Source organism: Actinokineospora auranticolor (assembly GCF_041897805.1).
GTDB lineage: Bacteria > Actinomycetota > Actinomycetes > Mycobacteriales > Pseudonocardiaceae > Actinokineospora > Actinokineospora auranticolor.
This window is the reverse complement of sequence record NZ_CP154825.1, coordinates 4,492,179-4,512,893: the sequence shown is the minus strand read 5'-3', so window position 1 is coordinate 4,512,893 and position 20,715 is coordinate 4,492,179. Positions and strand designations below refer to the sequence as shown.

General features: G+C 68.0%; 20 protein-coding genes, 1 pseudogene and 1 CRISPR repeat array. Of the genes and pseudogenes, 13 read left to right on the top strand and 8 right to left on the bottom strand.

What is annotated here, in order from left to right; translation table 11 throughout:
• Positions 1-495 precede the first annotated feature (495 nt).
• Genes V5P93_RS19875 through V5P93_RS19865 form a run of 3 tightly spaced genes read left to right on the top strand, consistent with a single transcriptional unit; the run spans position 496 to position 1,900 of the window.
• Entirely contained in the window at positions 496-1,110 is a 615-nt protein-coding gene (locus V5P93_RS19875) for a hypothetical protein (protein ID WP_146108154.1), read from the top strand.
• Complete coding sequence (locus V5P93_RS19870) at positions 1,047-1,391, top strand: hypothetical protein (protein ID WP_146108153.1); 345 nt, start codon at positions 1,047-1,049, stop codon at positions 1,389-1,391. The genes V5P93_RS19875 and V5P93_RS19870 overlap by 64 nt, the downstream gene beginning before the upstream one ends.
• Before the next feature lie 38 nt (positions 1,392-1,429).
• Positions 1,430-1,900: a hypothetical protein gene (locus V5P93_RS19865; protein WP_146108152.1), complete on the top strand. Its 471-nt coding sequence runs from the start codon at positions 1,430-1,432 to the stop codon at positions 1,898-1,900.
• A gap of 126 nt (positions 1,901-2,026) precedes the next feature.
• On the opposite strand, the pseudogene V5P93_RS19860 reads toward V5P93_RS19865, so the two are convergent.
• Positions 2,027-2,251 (bottom strand): annotated as a pseudogene (locus V5P93_RS19860) (helix-turn-helix domain-containing protein); the annotation flags it as partial.
• A gap of 197 nt (positions 2,252-2,448) precedes the next feature.
• Here V5P93_RS19860 and V5P93_RS19855 point away from each other — a divergent pair.
• Positions 2,449-2,670: a hypothetical protein gene (locus V5P93_RS19855; RefSeq protein WP_181043640.1), complete on the top strand. Its 222-nt coding sequence runs from the start codon at positions 2,449-2,451 to the stop codon at positions 2,668-2,670.
• 488 nt (positions 2,671-3,158) lie between these two features.
• On the opposite strand, the gene V5P93_RS19850 is transcribed toward V5P93_RS19855, so the two are convergent.
• Positions 3,159-3,470 (bottom strand): hypothetical protein, encoded by a 312-nt coding sequence (locus tag V5P93_RS19850; protein WP_104480697.1) that lies wholly within the window; start codon positions 3,468-3,470, stop codon positions 3,159-3,161.
• Positions 3,471-3,702: 232 nt separating this feature from the next.
• Positions 3,703-6,152: direct repeats of the CRISPR family, unit length 30 nt; unit sequence GTTGCGAACCCTCGTAGGGGCGATGAGGAC.
• Between the two features lie 525 nt (positions 6,153-6,677).
• Between V5P93_RS19850 and V5P93_RS19845 the strand changes: the two genes are divergently transcribed.
• The 6 genes from V5P93_RS19845 to V5P93_RS19820 are packed head-to-tail and all read left to right on the top strand — an operon-like array spanning position 6,678 to position 13,376.
• Positions 6,678-7,406 (top strand): CRISPR-associated endoribonuclease Cas6, encoded by a 729-nt coding sequence (locus V5P93_RS19845; protein WP_104480696.1) that lies wholly within the window; start codon positions 6,678-6,680, stop codon positions 7,404-7,406.
• A gap of 59 nt (positions 7,407-7,465) precedes the next feature.
• Positions 7,466-8,788, top strand: a complete 1,323-nt coding sequence (locus V5P93_RS19840; protein ID WP_146108151.1) for a hypothetical protein — start codon at positions 7,466-7,468, stop codon at positions 8,786-8,788.
• A complete protein-coding gene (gene cas7i / locus V5P93_RS19835) occupies positions 8,785-9,810 on the top strand; it encodes a type I-B CRISPR-associated protein Cas7/Cst2/DevR (protein ID WP_104480694.1) in 1,026 nt (341 codons plus the stop codon). Before V5P93_RS19840 ends, cas7i begins: the two co-directional genes overlap by 4 nt.
• Complete coding sequence (gene cas5, locus V5P93_RS19830; RefSeq protein ID WP_104480693.1) at positions 9,807-10,484, top strand: CRISPR-associated protein Cas5; 678 nt, start codon at positions 9,807-9,809, stop codon at positions 10,482-10,484. The genes cas7i and cas5 overlap by 4 nt, the downstream gene beginning before the upstream one ends.
• A gap of 4 nt (positions 10,485-10,488) precedes the next feature.
• Complete coding sequence (locus V5P93_RS19825) at positions 10,489-12,894, top strand: CRISPR-associated helicase/endonuclease Cas3 (RefSeq protein WP_104480692.1); 2,406 nt, start codon at positions 10,489-10,491, stop codon at positions 12,892-12,894.
• Positions 12,891-13,376, top strand: a complete 486-nt coding sequence (locus V5P93_RS19820; RefSeq protein WP_219824055.1) for a CRISPR-associated protein Cas4 — start codon at positions 12,891-12,893, stop codon at positions 13,374-13,376. The genes V5P93_RS19825 and V5P93_RS19820 overlap by 4 nt, the downstream gene beginning before the upstream one ends.
• Positions 13,377-14,082: 706 nt before the next feature.
• Here V5P93_RS19820 and V5P93_RS19815 read toward each other — a convergent pair.
• Both V5P93_RS19815 and V5P93_RS19810 read right to left on the bottom strand, forming a co-directional pair.
• Positions 14,083-14,391: a hypothetical protein gene (locus V5P93_RS19815; RefSeq protein WP_104480690.1), complete on the bottom strand. Its 309-nt coding sequence runs from the start codon at positions 14,389-14,391 to the stop codon at positions 14,083-14,085.
• On the bottom strand, positions 14,388-14,717 hold the full coding sequence (locus V5P93_RS19810; protein ID WP_146108150.1) for a hypothetical protein: 330 nt from the start codon (positions 14,715-14,717) through the stop codon (positions 14,388-14,390). Before V5P93_RS19810 ends, V5P93_RS19815 begins: the two co-directional genes overlap by 4 nt.
• A 236-nt stretch (positions 14,718-14,953) precedes the next feature.
• On the opposite strand from V5P93_RS19810, the gene V5P93_RS19805 reads away from it, so the two are divergent.
• Both V5P93_RS19805 and V5P93_RS19800 read left to right on the top strand, forming a co-directional pair.
• Entirely contained in the window at positions 14,954-15,193 is a 240-nt protein-coding gene (locus tag V5P93_RS19805; RefSeq protein WP_146108149.1) for a hypothetical protein, read from the top strand.
• A gap of 355 nt (positions 15,194-15,548) precedes the next feature.
• Positions 15,549-15,806, top strand: coding sequence for a hypothetical protein (locus V5P93_RS19800; protein WP_104480687.1), 258 nt, complete (start codon positions 15,549-15,551; stop codon positions 15,804-15,806).
• Positions 15,807-16,071: 265 nt separating this feature from the next.
• Here the strand turns inward: V5P93_RS19800 and V5P93_RS19795 are convergent, their stop codons facing one another.
• The 3 genes from V5P93_RS19795 to V5P93_RS19785 are packed head-to-tail and all read right to left on the bottom strand — an operon-like array spanning position 16,072 to position 18,535.
• Complete coding sequence (locus V5P93_RS19795) at positions 16,072-16,779, bottom strand: WbqC family protein (RefSeq protein WP_104480686.1); 708 nt, start codon at positions 16,777-16,779, stop codon at positions 16,072-16,074.
• Positions 16,776-17,438, bottom strand: a complete 663-nt coding sequence (locus V5P93_RS19790) for a YdcF family protein (RefSeq protein WP_104480685.1) — start codon at positions 17,436-17,438, stop codon at positions 16,776-16,778. Before V5P93_RS19790 ends, V5P93_RS19795 begins: the two co-directional genes overlap by 4 nt.
• Positions 17,439-17,446: 8 nt before the next feature.
• Complete coding sequence (locus V5P93_RS19785; RefSeq protein WP_104480684.1) at positions 17,447-18,535, bottom strand: DNA-binding transcriptional regulator; 1,089 nt, start codon at positions 18,533-18,535, stop codon at positions 17,447-17,449.
• Positions 18,536-18,749: 214 nt separating this feature from the next.
• Here V5P93_RS19785 and V5P93_RS19780 point away from each other — a divergent pair, with 214 nt between their 5' ends.
• A complete protein-coding gene (locus tag V5P93_RS19780) occupies positions 18,750-19,280 on the top strand; it encodes a hypothetical protein (protein ID WP_146108148.1) in 531 nt (176 codons plus the stop codon).
• 902 nt (positions 19,281-20,182) lie between these two features.
• On the opposite strand, the gene V5P93_RS19775 is transcribed toward V5P93_RS19780, so the two are convergent.
• Positions 20,183-20,680, bottom strand: coding sequence for a helix-turn-helix transcriptional regulator (locus V5P93_RS19775; protein WP_104480682.1), 498 nt, complete (start codon positions 20,678-20,680; stop codon positions 20,183-20,185).
• Between the last annotated feature and the right edge of the window lie 35 nt (positions 20,681-20,715).

Sequence of the window (20,715 nt, the reverse complement as noted above, 5' to 3'; positions counted from 1 at the left end):
CCGACACACACGGACGCGTTCGCACCGGCCCACCAACCGCGACCGGGCTGTCGCCCCGCCTCCCGGACAGGAGGACGCGACGCGGGCCACCGGCGTGCCCGGCACCGAGATCGACGTCCCCTGGCGCTTGGCGTTGCGCGGTGTCGACTCACCCCTCGACGCCGATCGGATCGGCGGCTCGACCGGGTTTCACGCGCGGTTCCCGACGGGCGCGCCCGGTCCGCATGCGCGGCGCACGCCGAGTTCGTGACGAGGCGACCCTCCCCGCCCGGGATCGATCACCGCAGGTGCCTCGACGGCGCGGCCACGATTCCCCTCCGGTCCGGGACCCGATGCGGTCTCGAGCGAGCTGTCACGCGTGGTGGGAGGCGATCGACTGGAACCGGCATGGGGATTACCGAGTCGCGATCGATCGGATGGTCAGAACGCGCGACCCGGCGTTCTTGGCGAGCGGTGGCGATCATCGCCGGAAACGCCACTGGTAGGTTCCACCACATGGACTCGTCGCCGCGGGACAACGCTGACGACATCGGTCCGGACAAGAAAAACGATGATCCCTCGACAACGCGCAACTCGTTGAGCGGATCGGGTTCTGCGGTCGTGCAGGCCCGGGATATCAGGGGCGGTATCACCCAGAACGCCTATCACTCGCCGGGGAGAATGGGCTGGACGGCGCTGCTGGTCTGCTTGCTGATTCTGGGTGGACTGTTGCTGGTCAACTCCCTCAACGACGATCCGCCGGTGCAATCGGGAATCGACGATGCCGAGGTTCCGTTGGTGGCGGCGGCCGTGCCAGCCGCGCAGCGATGCTCGTCGAACTGGTTCACGCCCAAGCCCGTCACGGGGATGTGGCCGCGGCTCCACGGAGGCGGCTTCCAGTCCTGGACCGACGTCGCTCCCCTCGCCGACGGCGCCTCCGCCGACACCGGCGAGGTGATGGTCACCCTGCAGGGACGGCGCCCCGACCGCGGCGTGGTGATCACCGGCATCACGGTCGAAGTGCTCAGCCGGGACACGCCACCGCAGGGGGTGGTGCTCAACGACCAGTGCGGGGCCCCGAGTACTACCGGTACGTCGACATCGACCTCGACCAACCCCGACCCAGCGTGATCGGCAGGCCGGTGGACCCCAAGGCGGTCGAGTTGGCCCGCTCCAAGGGGTGGCGTGTGGATCCGGTGGCGTTCCCCTACGAGATCACCAGCACCGACTCCGAGACGTTCCTCCTCCACGCCGCCACCACCTCGTGCGACTGCCGTTGGACCGTTCACTTCACCTGGTCCTCCGGCGGCCGCACCGGCACGCTGACCGTACCGAGCGATGGCGGCTCCTTCCGCGTGGTCAGCGGTGCGGGCGCACGCCGATGCTCGCTCGTGGAACCGGCGTGCGGATGAGGTCCGCGCGGGGTCGAGCACTGAACAGGGTGCTGGCGGTGATGGTGGTCGCGGTATTCCTCGCCTGGGGACTCGTCCTCCTGCTCGACGGCGAGCAGCGAGACACCGCGCCGCGAACCTCCTGCGGTGCGCCCGCCCTGACCTACACGAACGGGACCCCGCTCGGCGAGGCTGTCGCCCGAGACGTCACCGGTGTGCACGCGGCGGCTTGTGCGGGCGACTACGGCGCCTTGGCACCGTTCGTGTCCGACCCGACCCGGCCCGCAGCCGAGATCGTGTTGACGTGGCGCGCGGAGGACCCGACGGGGGTGAAGCTGCGGGCCATTGCCGAGGTGCTCGAACGGCCCGGTGCCGGCGGGCAGGGCGGCCTGGTTTTTTGCGATCCGGACAAGGGACTGGTCGTGTTCAGTCGCGGCACCTTCGACGTGCGATCAGGATTGACAGACGTGGAATTCCCTGGCGATCAACGTCTCGTCGACTGTTCCCGCTACGGTCCGGACCAGGCGTGACGATACCGCCCCCGGCCTGACCCGAGATGACGCTCCGTCCTGGCGCACCCGAACATCAACCACTCGGAGTCAAGACTGCGGAACATCGCTCACTCGTCCGGACAGGAACCTCGGGCGGTCACCGTCTTCCAGGGCGATGCGGCGGGCCGACCACGTACGGTCCCGGCACGGAGTGCTGAGGCGGTCGACCAGCCCGGCCTCGCCGAAACGGCGATAACGATTGCCCCACTGGGAGGCGCACTGGCGCGAGAAGCCCATCTCGGCGGCGACGTGGGCGATCGGACGGGTCCTGCCGCGTTCGACGAGGCGGATGGCAGCCTTCGACGGACCACGGGCGTTACGGTCGCGCACGGACGTGCCTTTCCGCTCGGCGGACGAGTTGGTCGCGGCCTGCCGCTGCTCGGCGTGGTCCTGGGCGAGGCGTCCAAGGGCGTAAAGCCCACCCAACCGCACGAGGGCTTTGTCGGAGCCAAGTTGCTCGACCGCCTTGGTGTAGAGGTCGGCAACACGGGGGCGTCGGCCTCGGTGGCCGCGGCCACTCGCTTCCGGTGCTGGCGGGTGGTGTCGAAGATCTCGCGTTGCAGGGCGTAGGCGCGGGCGACGTCGGCTTGGTCGCGTTCCTTCTGCGCCAACCCGATCTCGGTGGAACGTTGCCGCCGCCAGGCCAGGTACAGGCCGAACAGGACCCCGGGACCCAGCAGCGCGGTGACCCCGATGCGCGCCAGCTCCACCTGCGCATTCGCCCGCACGGTACCGCCGTCGACAAGTAGCCACAGCAGCGCCAGCAGCCCGCCGACTACCACCACGACTCCGACCACAGCGGTGACGACTGCCCGCGTGCTCGGCGGTGCCATCGGTGCGGTTGGTCGCTCGGGCTGGGGACCGAGAAGTGCCCTACCGGCTGATCATCGCCGCCTGCTGCCCGCGCGTTGCGGGCAGCCGACACCGAACGCGCACGCTGCAGGTGCTTCCGCCTCAAGCACGGCACCGGTCGTGTCTTTCACCCTCGGGGAAACCGACGGCGTCCCGGTGGGGGAGGGATCGATCGAGGTCGTGGCCGTCACGCTGGAGCCGAATGGACCGGCTCCGCAGGCTTGGAGGTCGCCCCGCCACGGCCGAGGAGATGTCTCGGCTGATGCACCGGTCGTGCTCGCTGGACCTGGCTGCGGAGCCGGGTGCCCCGTGAGGGGCCGGAGGACCTGGCCTCCTTCCCCGGTGCTGAACGCTGCTAAAACTCACGTAGCACCGATCAGCGGCTTTACGAGAAGAGGGTTCCAGTCGCTAGCGACTGGAACCCCACGTGTCCGAAGACCGAGCAACTCCATGTCTCCAGCTTGATGCGTGCTGCTGACCTGCAACTTCCGTAGCCGCGCCGCTCGGTGTCGGGGTACTTCGTGTCCATCGCCGCGGCTTCGGCGGATTCCTGCGCGTTGACGGTCGTCGGGGCTCCAACGACAGCCTCAGCCAGGCCGGCGACACCGACGGCCGTCCGCGAGACCTGCCAGGCTGCCAGCGCCTCAGCGACCGTGGTGGTGGCGCCAAAACCCGCGTCCAGGTCGGCGGCGAGCACTTCGTCCTTAGCCCGGCGTACGCGGCGGGCCTAGCCTCGGCCCACACCGATCTGGTCGCTGACGACCGCCCACCACCGGTCGCCGGAACACAGTGCTGCGATGGACCTGGCGGCGAGCACCTTTGACGTTCAACTCGGGGCGGTACCGAGGCCGGGCCGCGTCAATCGCCTCCTGCAGTTGGCCTTCCCACCACTGACCGGCGCCGTGGAGCAAGCCGGTCCAGCTCATCGAGTGGCGAACGCTCGTAGGGCGATAGGGACCTCGATCACGGGGAGGCAACGCCACCCGGTTGCGAACCCTCGTAGGGGCGATCAGGACCTCCCCGTCCACGATGACCGTGTGGGCGCACAACCGTTGCGAACCCTCGTAGGGGCAATGAGGATCGGTCGGCTCGCCGGGCGTCGGGCGGCCGCCGGTCATGTTGCGAACCCTCGTAGGGGCGATGAGGACCGCCAACGGCACCACCAGGTCCTGGTACCTGCCGCAGTTGCGAACCCTCGTAGGGGCGATGAGGACGGCGACGCCGGAACTCACCAAACCGGTGTCGACCGGGTTGCGAACCCTCGTAGGGGCGATGAGGACCTGCGCCAGTTCCCCATGGTGGCCGCCGTCGACCTGGTTGCGAACCCTCGTAGGGGCGATGAGGACCGGATACAGGCAGCCAGCTACAGGGAGATGGGTGCGCGTTGCGAACCCTCGTAGGGGCGATGAGGACCCGGAAGCATGACGGGAGCTTCCTTTCCTGCGGCCATGTTGCGAACCCTCGTAGGGGCGATGAGGACCGGGGGGTCAGCCAGAGCGGCGGGTCTTCTCAGGTCAGTTGCGAACCCCTCGTAGGGGCGATGAGGACCGCCGCAAGGTGGGGGACCTGGCGAAACTGGCCGCCTGTTGCGAAGCCTCGTAGGGGCGATGAGGACCGGCGGCTCATCGAGCAGCAGGGCCCCGGCGGCAAGTTGCGAACCCTCGTAGGGGCGATGAGGACATGGCGTGGCCCTCCAGGAGGTAGACCCCCGGGGTGCCGTTGCGAACCCTCGTAGGGGCGATGAGGACCGTCCCGCCGCGACTACACCCGCGCCGGATTGTGCTGTTGCGAACCCTCGTAGGGGCGATGAGGACGCGCAGGCCCGCCGGTTCGCCCCACGGGCACCGTGTTGCGAACTCTCGTAGGGGCGATGAGGACCTCCAGACGTGCACTGGGTCATAGGCCAGGCAGAGTTGCGAACCCTCGTAGGGGCGATGAGGACTTGCGCACCAGGTGCGGGGCGTGGACGAACAGCACGTTGCGAACCCTCGTAGGGGCGATGAGGACGGGCTCGTCATCTCGCTGAGCGCGGACGTACTCCACGTTGCGAACCCTCGTAGGGGCGATGAGGACCTGCGGCGGCCAAGCGCTCCGCGAGCGCGTCCACGTGTTGCGAACCCTCGTAGGGGCGATGAGGACACGACATCCCCCTGAGCGTCCACGCCCGCAGGAGGTTGCGAACCCTCGTAGGGGCGATGAGGACCTGGTGGTGCAGGCTCTTGTCTGCCGTGACCCAGATGTTGCGAACCCTCGTAGGGGCGATGAGGACCGCAACCCATCAGGACAACGACGCATATCTAGCAGAGTTGCGAACCCTCGTAGGGGCGATGAGGACCTCGGCGAGCGGGCGGTCGGGGTGCTGGAGGTGATGTTGCGAACCCTCGTAGGGGCGATGAGGACAGCTACGAAAGGAGGTCACGGTGGTCCAGTCCAACTAGTTGCGAACCCTCGTAGGGGCGATGAGGACCGGTCTTCTCGGGGCAGGTGATCGAGCACGTGGTGTGGTTGCGAACCCTCGTAGGGGCGATGAGGACCAGCGCACGCCGCGCTTCCACATCCGGGTACCGCTGTTGCGAACCCTCGTAGGGGCGATGAGGACGTGAAGTTCCCCGAGCCGGTGACGGGAGACGACAAGGTTGCGAACCCTCGTAGGGGCGATGAGGACCCGGACGGCTGCGACTTCGTGATCGACTCCTGCGAGTTGCGAACCCTCGTAGGGGCGATGAGGACTCCGTCCGCGAGCAGCGGCAGCGCCACACCAGCGCGTTGCGAACCCTCGTAGGGGCGATGAGGACGCGTCACCGAACTCCTCCGGCCACGACACCTTGACGAAGTTGCGAACCCTCGTAGGGGCGATGAGGACCTGCGCGGTGTAGATCTGGCCCACGGTCACCTCAGTTGCGAACCCTCGTAGGGGCGATGAGGACCCCTTCCTCGGTCGTGCGCAGCGGCGCCCTGGCGTTGCGAACCCTCGTAGGGGCGATGAGGACGGTCCTGGCTGGTGATGTCGCGCCGCAGCACCGTGTTGCGAACCCTCGTAGGGGCGATGAGGACGCGGATCCCTTGCCGTGGATCCCTGACCCTGATGAGGTTGCGAACCCTCGTAGGGGCGATGAGGACCGCACCGGACACGGTCTGTGTGGGCGCGTCGAAAGTTGCGAACCCTCGTAGGGGCGATGAGGACTCAAGCGGTCCAGGCTGTAGCGGATCGCCTCCGCGTTGCGAACCCTCGTAGGGGCGATGAGGACTCCCAGCACCGGCGGGGCCGGAACTCGACCAACCAGTTGCGAACCCTCGTAGGGGCGATGAGGACCTCGGCGGCTTCGTCGTTGGAGCCGACGATCAGCAGGTTGCGAACCCTCGTAGGGGCGATGAGGACCCCAGGGTAAACCTGCTGGTCAAGTGAGGCATGTGGAAGGCGGTTGAGGGCAGGTTTTGCAGCGAACCTCCGGTCGTGCTGGCCGAGGCGGTGTGTCGCTGCTGGAGGTGGTTGTGGCGTGGTGTGGCGGCTTCGTTGCGGTAGCATCATGCCGACTCTCATTACCCGGATGGTTTTGGTTGACGGGTTCGCAACTTGTAGTGGTCATGTTTGGCTCCTTGAAGAACTTGTCGCCCCTCCGAGGGTTGTCGGTGTCGTCGGTTGCGTTGAGAACTTGCGACCGATCGGCGAGAACGTGAGTAGTGCTCGCTCCACGTTGGTTGCGGTCACCGGTGAAGTGGACAAAAGATGGTCGTTGTAATGGTCATCGTTACATCGCTCACGCGGGCCCGGTAGCGTCAGGTTCTGCTGGTCGTCATGGATGGTTGCCGGGGTGATTATGTCGGCGCCCACCGACAGTTTCGGGGCGGGGCTGTTCTCGCTGGTCTTCGGGTGTGTGGTTCTCCGAGGTGTCCGGGAGGTTGTATGCGCTTGCGGTTGGTTGTGTCGACGGCGGCCAAGGAGTTGCCGTGGCGGGAGGTGTTGAGGCCCGGTCGGGCGGTGGCGTATTCGGCGATCACCGAGGTCGATGGTGCTTTGGGGAAGCGGTTGCACGATGTCGGGTTCGGGGTACACGGCATGGCGCCGCTGGGGTATGGGGCGCCTGTGTTCCCGGCGGCGCGACGGCGCCGCGGTAGTTACGCGATCGGCGGCCCGGGGACTATCGAGTTCGGCAGCCCGGTGTCGGGCGTGGTCGAGACCTTGGCGCGTGGGCTGGCCGGGTTCCGGGTGCTCGACTGGGGAGGCGTGGCGCTGCGGGTGTCCGGGATCGAGCCTGTTGAGCCTCCGGAGTTCGGCTCGGGACGGGCCAGGTTCCGCACGGTGACACCAGTGGTAATGAAGGGCGCGGGTCGGGACGAGTCCGGGCTGCGGGCGACCAGGCAGGAGTGGTTGCTGCCGGGGGAAGCCGGGTGGGCGGAGTACTTCCAGGGAAATCTCCGCCGGAAGGCGGAAACGCTGGGTCTGGATCCGCGGGTGAGCCTGGAGTCGGTGGAGTGGGTTGGGCCGAAGCGGTCGTTCGCGGTGGGGGAGGGCGCGAAACCGGGAGCCGCGGTGGAGGTGGAGATCGCCGGGGCGCCGGAGATGCTTCGGGCGCTCTGGAGTTGGGGACTTGGCCAAGCCAACGCTGCCGGGATGGGCTGGGTGGGCTCGTGAGTGGGCCGCAGTCGCAGTTGGTGTTGACCCCACACCCATTGCAGCGTGTAGGCGCGTATGTGATCGCGGCACTGAGTAGCGTTTCGGATCCTGCGGCGGTGACGGCGTCAAAGTTCGATGGCGCGACGAACGTTCTCCTGCGCGACTGCCTTCAGGCCGCGCTCGTGGTCGACAAGCAATGCGGGGGCGGGTTCTGGAGGAAGGCGAGCTATTCGTTGTTCCCGAACTCGCCCATGAACCATCCGGGCAACGCCAAGAAGTCTCGCGAGCAGGTGGGGCGGGCGGTGCGTGCCTGGTTCACGCTGCCGGAGGCCGGCCGTTGGCCTGGCGTGCCGTGTGTGTTGTGTGGGCGGGCCGCGGTCGGCTTCTTCGGGAAGATGGATGTCGCGCTGGCCGAGAGTGAGTCCTATCGGAACAGTACTCCGCCGGGACACGAAGGTATGAGTCTGTGTTGGCCGTGCCTGATCTGCTTCCGTGCGTATCCCTACGGGTGCCGGCTGACCGGTGGGCCGTCATCGGTGGTTCATAGTTGGGACGAGTCGTTCCTCGCCGAGACTGTACGGCGACAGGTAGATCGTACGGCAAAGGTGATCACCATAGCCGGAGAGGCCGAGCGTCCGGATGAGTTGGCGGAGGTCATCGTGGTGGAGGCGCTGAAATCGTATCGCGGACGCATACGAGCGGGCGTTGAACTGATGGTGGTCAACAACAACAATCGTGGACAGTTGCTACGGACACGAGTTCTGGATCAGCCGCTGGCCGAGTGGTTGCGACGACGGTCGCGGCATCCCGCCTTTGGTGTGCTGGAACAGGCACAGGCCAGCTCGACCGTGAGCGGGCAGGTCGGCCTGGCGCGCACCGTGTTCGCCCGCCCGCCGCGACTGGTCACCCGCTGTGTCAGCCCCCTGCTGCGGTCGGTCATCGACGGTGAGGAACAGCGCGACCGCGCGCTTGGCCTGATCGAACTGCTTCGTTTCTTCGTCGTGGAGGTGATGCTGATGAAAGACAAGGATCTGGCCGAGATCGACGCCACGGCACGCAAGATCGCGTCGAAGCTGAAGGCTGAGGATACGGGAGGCAAGCTCCGCGCCTTCCGTAGTGCCGTGTCCGAGCCGAGGAAGCTGCGCCGGCTGCTGTCGGCCGAGGCGGTTGTGTGGGCCATCGATCCCTGGGAGTCCTCGGACGAGCCGTTCATCAGCCGGGCGGCGTTGACCCTGCTGTTCGACCCCGACCCGGACAACTCGGCTTGGTTCCACCGCGAGTACCTGCTGATCGGCGTCCTGGCGGAGTTGAAGAGGTTCGGGTGGGTGTCGAAGCGACCCGAGCAGGACAAAGAAGGTCTCGACACCGAACTGGCGGACGACGAACTGGAGGTGTCATGACTTTCCTGGTGGGCAAGGTCGCCATCGACGTGGTCGCGGGAGCGCCGAACAACGGCGAGAGCGAGGACACCACGGCTCGGGTGAAGCAGTTGCGGGTCGGTCGCGACATCTATCCGTACGTGTCCGCTCAGGCGTTCCGGCGATGGCTGCGGGACTCCCTGCCGAACGACGAACCCAGGTCGACAGTGGTGATCCCCAAGGGGAGAAACAAGCAGCAGGCCTACACCGCGGGGCGTCCGGACCGGTTCCTCGATGATGACCTGTTCGGATACATGGTCGCGGTGAAGAGCGAGAACTTCCAACGGGACACGGTGTTGGCCACAGGGACCTTCGTGTCACTGGCGCCGCAGCGGCCGACGAAGGACTTCGGCACGATGAGTCGGGACTTCCCGACCGGCCAGTCCCCAGTCCTGCACTCGCATGAACTCTACAGCGGTGTGATGGCCGGGGACGTACTGCTGGATCTGCCCCGCGCAGGGGTTTTCGAGACAGCGGGCAGTGGCCTGCGCACGGCCTTCTCCGCTGATACCGGAAACGAAGCGGTGAAGGCGGGAGCGACAGCCACAACGCTGCGCGGCAACGAAGCCGTGGCGCTGCCCATGGAGGAGCGTCGCAGGCGGGTAGCGCTGCTGTTGGAGACGCTGGCCGCGGTGCGCGGTGGTGCGAAACGGTCGCTGCACTACGGCGACCGAACCCCGAGCCTGGTGCTGTTGGTGCCGATGAAGGGCGGAGTCAACCCGTTCACCCGGGTGTTCGGTCTCCGGGACGGGCGTCCGGGTGTGCTGTCCTCGGTGCTCCGGGAAGAACTCGCCGTCTGGGCCGACGAACTCGACGGGCCCGTGTCGCTCGGCTGGGCCCCCGGCTTTCTCGGCGACGACCGCGACCGCTGCCGCGACGAGATCCACGACCTGCTTGCCGAAGGTACGGTCCAGCTCGATCACCCACGCGTCCTGCTGCGCCAACTGGCCGAACAGATCCGTCGCGGCGACCGGGACGGCTGGTTCACGGAACCGTCGGTATGAGCACGCAGACCCGCACAGCGCTGCAAGTCGTGATCACTGCCCCGGTGGTGTCATTCCGCAATCCGCTGTACCGAGGGGTTCAGGTCGGACTGCCCTGCCCGCCCCCGGCCACGGTGGGTGGGCTACTGGCCGCCGCGGCAGGCGGATGGCACCGGGTGTCGCGTGATCTTCGCTTCGCCATGGCCTTCCACGCCCGAGGTGCGGGTGAGGACCTGGAGACGTATCACCCGCTGGTCGCGTCTGGAACGAAGGCATCACCGGCTCCACGAACACGAGAGTTCCTGGCCGATGTGACCTTGACGGTATGGCTCCTCGACGACCTCGAGGCATGGCAGTCGCGGATGCGCCGCCCGATCTGGCCACTATGCCTCGGACGCAGCCAGGACCTCGTAGGCGTCTGCCTCAGTATCGTCGAGTTGATTCCTCGGCCGGGTGTTCAAGGGCAAGCGCTCGTCCCCGACGGTGAGCAAGCGGATGGCGCCCTGCTCCGCCTACCGACCGCCGTGAGTCCGGGGCGGGACCGTACACGGTGGGAATCCTATCGTTTCGACCACACAGGCAGGAGCAGTGCCACCCTGTCCGGCTCGGGTCACTGGTCCACCCAGAGCGGACAAGCCGTGGTGCCGCTGGAGGGAACACACTCCGACAGCGCCGCCGACATGATCGGAGCGTGAGCATATGACGTCGCCGCTGCGCGGTGTCATGGCCAAGAGCGCCACAGCGAGTCGACCGGTCGAGACCTTGACCAGCCACCTGGACGCCACCTTGACCGCCGCGCAGTGGCTACGGCGCAGGATCGGACGCATTCACCTGGTGGAAACCGTCCTCGGCGACCGGTTCTGGCCGGTGGTGCTGCTGGCGTGCCTGACCCACGACGCGGGCAAGGTGGCCGAGGGCTTCCAAGCGATGGTGACAGGCCGCACCAGGCGATGGGGCGAGCGCCATGAGGTCCTGTCGCTGGGATTCCTGCCCGGTCTGATCGACGACGACCAAGTGCTGGACTGGGTCGCCATCGCTGTCCTCACCCACCACCGCGCGCTGACCGGCGACGGAGACAAGACCACGATCGAGCACCACTACGACCGGGACATCACCCCACTCGAGCTGAGCGAACAACTCGGCCACATCGACAGCACCCACGTCCACGCCCTCGCGACCTGGTTGCACTCGAAAGCCTCGCACACTGGACTGCCGGTGACGCCGGTGACACGGAACCCGACCGCCGACGATGTCCTGCGGTCCACATCAGACCTCCTCACCGCCCTACTGGACCGGTGGGACTCGCCCGTCGACTCCGACACCGGTGTGGCCGCGGTCTTGGTGCAAGGCGCGGTGACGTTGTCCGATCACCTGTCCTCCGCGCACGGGCATCTGTCCTCAAGCCAGCCGTTGGACGCGACATTCGCTCCCCGTCTGGCCGAGCAGATGCGCATCCGAGAACGACAGCTCCGACAACATCAGATCGAAGCCTCGTCGATCAATGGGCACCTGTTGCTGCGCGCCCCGACCGGGAGCGGCAAGACCGAGGCGGCGTTGCTGTGGGCCTCCCGGCAGGCGATAGACCTCGCTGGCCACACCGGAGCTGTGCCGCGGGTGTTCTACACCTTGCCCTACCTGTCCTCGATCAACGCCATGGCCGAGCGCCTGGGTGGCCTCTTTGGCGACGGGACCGTCGTTGGTGTGGCGCATTCGAAGGCCGCGTCGTACCACCTGGCCACCGCGACCGCGTCACAAGACGGCGACGACGTCTGCCGAGTGGACGCGGCCCGCAAGTCGCTCGCCCGAGCCGCAGCGACCCGGCTGTTCCACGAGTGCGTTCGCGTCGGCACCCCGTACCAACTGCTGCGCGCCGCCCTCGCGGGCCCCGCCCACTCGAGCATCCTCATCGACGCGGCCAACTCCGTATTCGTCCTCGACGAGCTGCACGCCTACGACCCGCGCAGACTCGGCTACACCCTCGCCGCGACCCGCCTCTGGGAACGCCTCGGCGGACGGGTCGCGGTGCTGTCGGCGACCCTGCCCGTAGCCCTGTCGGAGCTGTTCACCGACACACTCGAGCAAGTCGTCACGACCGTAGACGGCGTCGTACCGGACGCCCGGCCCCGGCACAGGCTGCATACCAGACCGCACCACCTGACCGAACCAGACGCCATCGCCGCGATCAGAGCACGCCTGATCGCGGATGAGGCAGTGCTCGTGGTGGCCAACAACGTCGCGCACGCACTGGAACTGTACGACGCGCTCGCCCCCACGACCCGAGATCACCATGGCGAGGACGCGGCTTTCCTCCTGCACTCACGCTTCACCCGCGCTGATCGCTCCCGCATCGAGACCGCCGTGCGACAGCGATTCGCCGCGGGTCCGAACATGTCGCGTCGACCTGGGCTGCTTGTGGCCACTCAGGTCGTCGAGGTCAGTCTCGATCTCGACTTCGACGCGTTGTTCACCAGCGCTGCCCCGCTGGAAGCCCTTTTGCAGCGTTTCGGTCGAGTCAACCGCATCGGATCACGCCCACCAGGCGACGTCGTTGTCCACCATCCCAACTGGACAAGCCGACGCGGGAGAGTCGACGAGTTCGCCGACGGCATCTACCCTCGGGAACCGGTGGAGCACGCCTGGACCATCCTCAACGAACATGCCGGACTCACGGTGGACGAACACCATGCGACTGGCTGGCTCGACCGCATCTACGACTCGCCGTGGGGAAGAGGATGGCGCCACGAGGTCATGGAACACCGTGACGACTTCACCGCGCGGTTCCTGAGCTTCGACTACCCCTTTGACGACCGATCCCACCTCGGCGAGGCCTTCGACACCCTGTTCGACGGCACGGAGGCCATCCTCTCCGCCCACCGAGACGCCTACGCCGCCGGACTCGCCGAAGCCGGGAACACCCCTACCTCGGCGGGCAGACTTCTCGCCGAGGATTACCTGATCCCGATACCACAATGGGCGGCTCGCCTTTGCCGACTTGACAGAACACTCGGCGTCCGCGTCGTCGACGGCGACTACACACCTCAACGCGGTCTGCTCGGCATCTCCCACGATACCAACAACACCTACCAGCCCGGAACGATCCTGTGATCAGCAAGGACGACGTCGGCGGCGTCCACATCAAGTACCTCTACCACTGCCCACGCCAACTCTGGCTGTATGCCAGGGGAATCCGGCCAGAACACCTCAACGACACAGTCCGACTCGGCGAAGCGGTACACGACACCAGCTACACCCGACACACGCCGGTGAACCTCGGCGCCGCCCGCCTGGACTTCCTCGACGGCCGACTCTGGGGCCACGAGGTCAAGTCATCCAACGGCCCCACGCAGGCAGATGAAGCGCAGGGCAGGCACTACTGCCATCGGCTCCGCGCGGTCGGCATCGACGCCAACGGCACTGTCCTGCACTACCCGAAGACTCGTCGAACCCACCGCCATCCATTCACCGACGAGGCCGCACGGCAAGCACAAGCCGACATCGAATCCGCGCTGACCACGATCGCCCGCCCCACATCACCCGATCGCCTGCCCCGCCGCCGCTGCGTGGGCTGCAGTCGGTACCGCCGCTAGCCGTTCCCGGCGCTCGTGCAGGGGCCGGTTCAGCAGTGGGGTTTCACCGAGGGCGGGTAGGTCGAAGACGAGGAACCGGACCGGGATGTCCTCGAACCGACGCGCACGACGCGGCGTGGCTGCGGTAGCGGCCCCGGCGCTCCTGCAGGAGTCCGAACTCGACGCGGCCGTGCTCGTCGTAGGCGACGATCTCCCCGTCCAACACCACCGCCCCGCACCCGGTCCCACCCGAATACACCTCGGCCAGCTCGGGGAACTCATCGGTGAAGTCGATCCGTTGCGACTGGTCAACACCGTCGAACCGTCAGCGGCCACGCGCATACAGCAGCGGTAGCCGTCCAGCTTGTACTCGTAGATCCACTTCGGACCCGACCGCAACCTGTCGGCGTCCGGCTTGGCCAGCATCGGCTCCACCCACCCGGGCACCCGACCGGACGCCTTCCGCGCCACCTCGGCCACCTCCCGGCACGCACTACTCCGCCCCTCGACCGTAACCCGAACGGCCTAATCCCGCCGCCGGAACGGCACCGCGACCCGGTCGCCGGTCAACGAGCGCCAGCGGCCCTGTGTACCCGGGCTGAGCGGACCGTCCACGCCATCGCCCACGACCCCGGACCGGCTACTGCCGGCCATGGAGTGGTCGCGGGCCGGCGGACTGGACACAGTCTGGCTGTTCGCCGTCCGCGGAAGGTGTTGTCGCGGCGCGTCAGTCCCGTTGGCGGAGGGCGGTGAAGGGTACGAGTTGGTCTTTGAGTTGGAGCTGGTCTCGTCGGCCGTCGGCGTAGTTGATCTCGTAGTCGATGACGCCGCACCAGTCGCCGTCCACGCTGGGGAAGCGGCCGTGCAGGCGTGCGGGGACCGCGCCGGTGAGGTCCAGGCCGGTCTCGATCACACGACGGGGGACCCCGTCCGGCCGAGGAAAGAGGGTGTCGAGTCGGACCCAGACCGGGGTGAGCACGCGGCTGCGTCCGTGCAGGGCGTCGCCGTCCCATGAGGTGTACGGGCTGATGATCACGACTCGCCTCCCCCCTGTCGCTCCGCCATCTCGGGGTGACGGAAGCGACGGTTGCCGGAGAACCGCTCGTCCAACTCGACCCGGTCCGGATAGGGGCGATCACCGATCGAACACCACCCGGTGTCGGCGCCGCCCGGCGCAGCGACAGGGGCTGAGTGGTCGACCCGGAGCTCGCCGCCCGCGGCGACCACCGTGCTGACGCCAGAAACAAGTGTGTGCCGCGCGCGCGTGCTGCTGGTAGGCAGGACGGCGAGCGCCGCACCCGCGAGATCGAGCCGGTACCGCAGCACCCCGTCCGGCGGGGCAGGCGAGGAGGGCCGGGTCATGTTCGGCAACATACCATCACATCGAACTTATGTTCGATGTGGACATCGTCTGACGTGCTGGTTTCCGACGGTGACCACGCAGTTACGTTCTCGCGGAGGGGTGCTCCGTCCGAAGCCTCACGCCTCGCGTTGGTGATCTTGGCAAAACTGTCCGTGTTGATGCGACTACAGGATGTAGCACGAAAGAAGCCGATGCCCCGCGCCAAGTCCGGCCTTTCCTGGCCGTCGCCGGGGCGGTGGCCTATTTCGGTCTGGATGCGGTGATCGACACCGCGACCAGCGTCTTCGTGAACTGCGAGCCGGGGCTGATTGAGGACAGGGGCCACCAGCTTCTGGTGGGCGGTGAGGGGGAGTCCAAGGCCAGGCGGTGCACCGTGGAGGTCGCGTTGACCACGCGGCGGTTCGGGGACGCAAAGGTGGTGGTGATCAACGCGGCCAAGATGCCGTTCATCGCCCGCAATATCCAACTGGCCTGAGGTGGGGGCCACCCGTCGACCCTGACCCGCGCCTTCGCTAAGCAAGTCGCCAACAGCGCAGCGGCGAGCGGGTGTGGAGCCCGGTCATGACGACTGGGCAGCGTGGATGAGGGCCGCGGCGGGGCAGATGCCGAACACCCGGGTGATCTCGATCAGCCGGTGGAGTGTGGAGGCGCGCGTCCCGGTCTCGTAGTTGTGGAGGGTGACCGGCGCGATCGATACGGCTGGGGGATTCCGCGCTCGGCGGCTTCGCAGCCATGTCCGCGGCGGTGGTCCTTGGGCCGGATTGGTGCCCGCTACCGCGCTCGACGCGTCACCGGCACCGCCTGGACGCGGTGGGGACGTGGATCCCGGTGTGTCCGACAAGGCGGCGGCAGAGGCGGCGGGCATGCTGCATCTGCCGTTGGCTCAGCTCGCCGCGAAGGATGGCGACGCGGACACCGCCGGGTCCATCTCGGGGTGGTCGCCGAGTTGGCCGCGTGGACCCGGGGAGCGCGCCACGTTGCACTACGACTTCGGCCCGGTCAACGTGCGGGCATGGAGCTTGTCCCTCGCGGTCGAACTGGACACCGGCCCCGACCGCGCCGAGCAGATCACCCGGACCACCAGCTAGGACGCCGGTCCGGCCTCGGCTGAGCGCCGCGCTGCGCTGCACTTCGACCTCGCCCAGGTCTTCGCCTAGGCCGACGGCGCGCGCGACGGTGGGGCGATCCGCCACCTCGACCTCGCCGATCGGGTGGCGCCGCTGCGGATCCGGCACGACCCGATCGCCCGCGAACTGCTCGTCGGGTTGAGCGCACGAGCGCGTCGGCGGTCCTGTGAACTCGACAGTCTCAGGGCACGCCTCCAGGTCGGTTGACAGGAGTGGTGTCGACGGGCTATATCCCGACCCACCTTCGCCACAGCAGCCCGTGCAGGTCTTTCCAGTCCGCGACCGCGAGCCACCAGAGACCGGTGGTCTGGCGTCGTTCGCGCAGTGCTGCGAGTGCGGGGATGTAGGCGTGGCGCACGGTGATGCCCTGTTCGGCAAACGGTGTCTCGTCCAAGTAGCGGGCTCCGCCCGGTCCGCAGAGGTAGGCGTGCGCGCCTACCGCCGCGGTGAGGTCGGCCAGACGTTGTGAGCGTTCGGGGCGGGCCGGCAGTGAGCTGCTGCGCACCACGGTGCCCTGCCAGCCCATGTGGGTGAGGAGCAGACGGGTGGACCGTTCCGCGATGTGGGCCAGGTCGTGGTGGGTCTCGATGCCCGTGGCGGTGTGTTCGATGAGGGGTTGGAGGTGTGGCCAGCGTCGACAGCGGCCGTAGTAGTGGCGCGTCATCCGGCGGACACGGCGGGCGCTGGTGCTTGGATCGGCGAGTCGCACCTGGTTGATCAGGGTGCGGCGGCCGTGGGGTCGGTGCACGGACAGGCTCAGCCATTCACCCTGCATAGTGTGAGGGTCTTCGAGCCAGGCCCGTTGTTGGTAGTCGCGTGCGGTGAACTGGACGTCATCGAGTACCACCCACACATCGGCCGCGTAGAGCTTGGCCAGGGTGGGCAGGCGCGGGAACAGGTTGGGCTGGTGGATGGCGCAGGTTGTCCGGTTCATCGGTGGATGAGGCGGCTGTCGAACCCGGCGGCGAGCAGCCGGTCGTAGGCGGCGTGCACCTCGATGGGGACGTCCTGTGGTGCGGCGAAGCCTTGTTCGGGGTACTCGATGACCCGTTGCAGATCCCCGACGAGCATGTCCACGACCAGTTTTTCGTTCCCGATGGAGCGTGTGTAGTCGGCCAGTGTCAGCGGTTCGGAGGCGCAGACCACCTCGACCTCCGGCCACAGGGCCTGGCAGGTGGCGAAGGCACGGCGTTGCATATAGGGCTTGGAGACCAGTAGGACGCTGCGGGGTGTGTGGCCGTGCTCGGCGAGTACGGCGCGGGAGAAGGTGATGTTCTCTCCGGTGTTGCCCGCTCGCGGCTCCACCAGGATCGCCTTGTCGGGCACGCCCGAGGCGATGGCGTGTTCGCGGTAGTGGACGGCTTCGCCGCGGGGGAACCGTTCGGCTGTGGTGGGGCTGTTCCCACCGCTGAACACCACCAGCGGGACCATGCCCGACCGATACAGGTCCGCGGTGTGCTGGGCCACGCCGAGGTCATGGCTGCCGAGGCCGATGGCCACGTCGCAGAGACGAGGCTGCTGTCCCATCTGGTGGTAGTCCCAGAGGGTCCGCGCGTCCCGCCGGTGCGCGTCGGTGATGACTGCCTGTGCCATGAATCCGTTCATCCTCCATATCGCCGTGACCGCTCGAAGGCGTGGCGTATGCCGTCGATGCTGGCCAGTTGGTGGGACATGCCGTAGTCGCGGGCCGTCGCCGCGGCCTGATCGAGCAGTCGCACTCCGCTGTCAGCCGTGGCGTTGTCCGACAGCAGGATGTGGGCGTGGGCGGTGTCCAGCCGCACGCGCTGCATCGGGGAGTCCGCCGCCCGCGTGGACAGCGCGACCTCGATGTAGCGCGCGGCGTTCGACAAATCACCCGCGCCACGGTGGGCCAACGCCAGTTTCTGGTGCGCCACCGACCAATCCGAGGGTTCCTCGAGCTCGTCGAAGCGCCGGATCGCCTCGTCCATGACGGGCACGGCATGGACGATGTCGCCGGTCTTGGTCAACGCGGTGCCCACCCACAGCCGGGCACGGGCGCGGTCCTGGGGGCTCAGTCGCCCGTCGTCGGCCAGCAGTTCATAGCGCTGGGCGGCCTGCCGCAACCGGCCGCCCATCTCCTCGATCACCGCCAGGGCCAGGTCCACCTGCGCCGCCCGTCGGGGGATGTCCAGGTCGACGAAGAGTTGACGGGCTTGACCGTAGGTGCGACAGGCCGAGAGCGGACCGTGGATCTCGCCTCGGTCGCGTTGCACGTCGCCGAGCAGTGCCAGCGAACGGGCGCGCAGGTACAGGCCGTGGTTGTCCAGGCCGTGCGGATCGTAGCGGCGCAGCCACCGGTCGACGAGGCTGGCGGCGAAGGTGAAATCCTGCCGCGCCAGGCACGCCGCGGCCCGCCCGAGGTCGTCGGTCCACGTCTCGTAGTCCCATTCTCGAGGCGCGGACCGGTAGCGGCCCTTGAGTGGGGAGTTGCCCTCGGCCATGAGCAGCAGCTCGAAGCGCACCTTGGCGTCGGCGTCGGCCCGCGACAAGGCGGTGTCCAGGATCGCCTGCTTCTCCGGCCGCGGTGTGGTCTCGGCGCCCAGGGCTTCCCACTTGGTCACGGTGCGGATACCGACACCCAGATACTCACCGAAGCCGCGGATACTCAGACGCAGGGCGTGGCGAAGCGCCTGGGCCTCACGCCCTGTCCACTGCCGCACCGACGCCACGCGCTGCGCCTCCTTCCGCGCTGTATGCAATCACGGGTCCACGTCGCGGTGCAGCGCAAGTGCCACGCAAGTGCCACAGTCGTTCGTTCCCCACCGGCTCCCACCTGGGCAGACTCTCCTGTACGGCATCCGGTGCCGGGAGCGCCCGGTCCCTTCCCCTCCACGGGTCCTCCGGGCCCCGGCACCGGATGCCGCCCACGAGACCTTCGGACCGGTGGCGGTGAACATGGACGGACTGACACCCGAGGACCTGGCGCGACGGCTTGCCTCTCTCGGTCGGGACGTGACGCTGCCGCCGCGGTTTCGCGCGGACTCCTCCCACCACACCCTGGTCTACGGCTATATCGACGCCACCGGACGGCGCCCGGACTTCGGCCGCGCGTGCCGTCGCGTGCTGGAGGACTTTTGTCGCCGGGAGCGCCTGCGGCTCTGCGGTGTGTTCGTCGACCGCGACCTCACACCCGGTCAGATCCAGCGGCCGGGGTTCACCGGTCTGTGTGATGTCCTGCGTCTGCCGGACTCCTACGCGGCGGTGGCCGTCGACGCCGGGCATCTATTCACCGACAGTTCCACCGCCGCCGCGCTCACCAACCGGCTGCGCGGTACGGGTGCGCGGCTGCTGCTGGCGCGCGGGCCATCCCCGAGCACCGCGTCACAGCCGCCCACGCGCGGCCACCCCCCCGATACCCCAGTGGTGGCAATGAGACGACAGCGCGCGCACCGAACCATCACGGACGGCCCATGAACCACGACGAACTGGCCTTCCTGGCCGAGGTGTCCAGCGTCAACCAGGCCCTGGCTGTCTACATCGGCAGGATGTTGGACGTCGACGGGGGGCGAACGGAGTACAGCGACTCACTGGCCGAGGTCGAACGAGGCCTCGCTACTCGGCTGCTTGCCCTCGGGCAAGCCTTGGAAGGGCCGACGCCATCACGACTCGGCCGTAGCCCGGCGGCACGGGGTCGACCACGACCTTCGGACTTGCCAACGGACGCGTGATCGAGCGCCCGCGCGGAGGGCGGCCTTGGCGAACGACATCGGGCAGTTCGTGACGGTTGACCATAAACAGGCCAGGTAGAGACCGTCCCCGAGTCGTCCTTCCCCCCAGGTCCCGCTCCGGATGACGACCCTGAAGCGGGTGCCGGTGGCAACCGGGTGGACCCGACCGCCTCGGCGGCCGTGTTCAGCGATCAAGCCGGTTCCCGCTCGTACTGAACTCAGGGAGGCTCGCTCGATGCATGTTCCCGATGGTCGTTGGCCCAGGCCGCGCGGAGCGACCCGCAGGCCCTTGCGGACTACGCGACGGGTCTTCGGTACCGCCTGTCCGCCCCGTCGTGTGCGCGTCCGGATCCACGTGGGGATAACCGTTTCGGGCTACTCTGGAGGTGATGTCGTGTCAGCGTCCGGGTTCTCCGGACCGGCTGTGGGGCGGGGTCGGAGGGGGCCGGTGATGGATGTCTCGCGGTTGATCGCTCCTGATCCTGATCTGCCGGTGGGGCAGCTCTCCCTCGACCGATCGCTTGATCACCGGCGAGACGGGCCCTAGCGTCACCAGAAGCACGGTGTCGGCAATCGTTGGCAAAGTGTCGGGTCGCCGTGGCGAGTTTCGCTGATGTTCTCCGCTCGGAAAGGACGATCGGGTGAACGCTACGACGTTGGATCCTCCCTAACGGCGCCGCCGCCCCGGGGCCTCACCTGATCGGGTCCCGACACACCACCGTCGGTGGCGGTGAGGGCGGCGCGGGCCTCGGGGCCGACCAGCACGTCCAGCGTCACCCGCGTCGCCGCAGTGCCGGGCACCCGCACCACGACGTGCCCGGTCGCCGAGCGCAACCGCGCCCACGCGGCCAGGTGCGCAGGGGTGGCGGGATCCTCCAACAGCCGGCGGGTGGACACCACGATGTCCCCCGGCCGGGGCAGCGCCGACCGCGGACACGCGCCCACCGCGTCCAGCATCCGCAGCAGCCGCGCGGGCCGGGGCACCCGATGCCTGCTCTCGTAGTCGCGCACCATCGCCTCGCTCACCCCCGGAACCCGCGCCGCGACCTCGGCCCGGGACAGTCCCCGGCGCGCGCGTACCCGGCGCAACAACCCCGCGATCACGGCCCGGTCATCATCACCGGTGCTGTCGTCACCGGGGCTCATCCGGTGTTCCGCGTCGACGCGGCGAGAACCGCGGT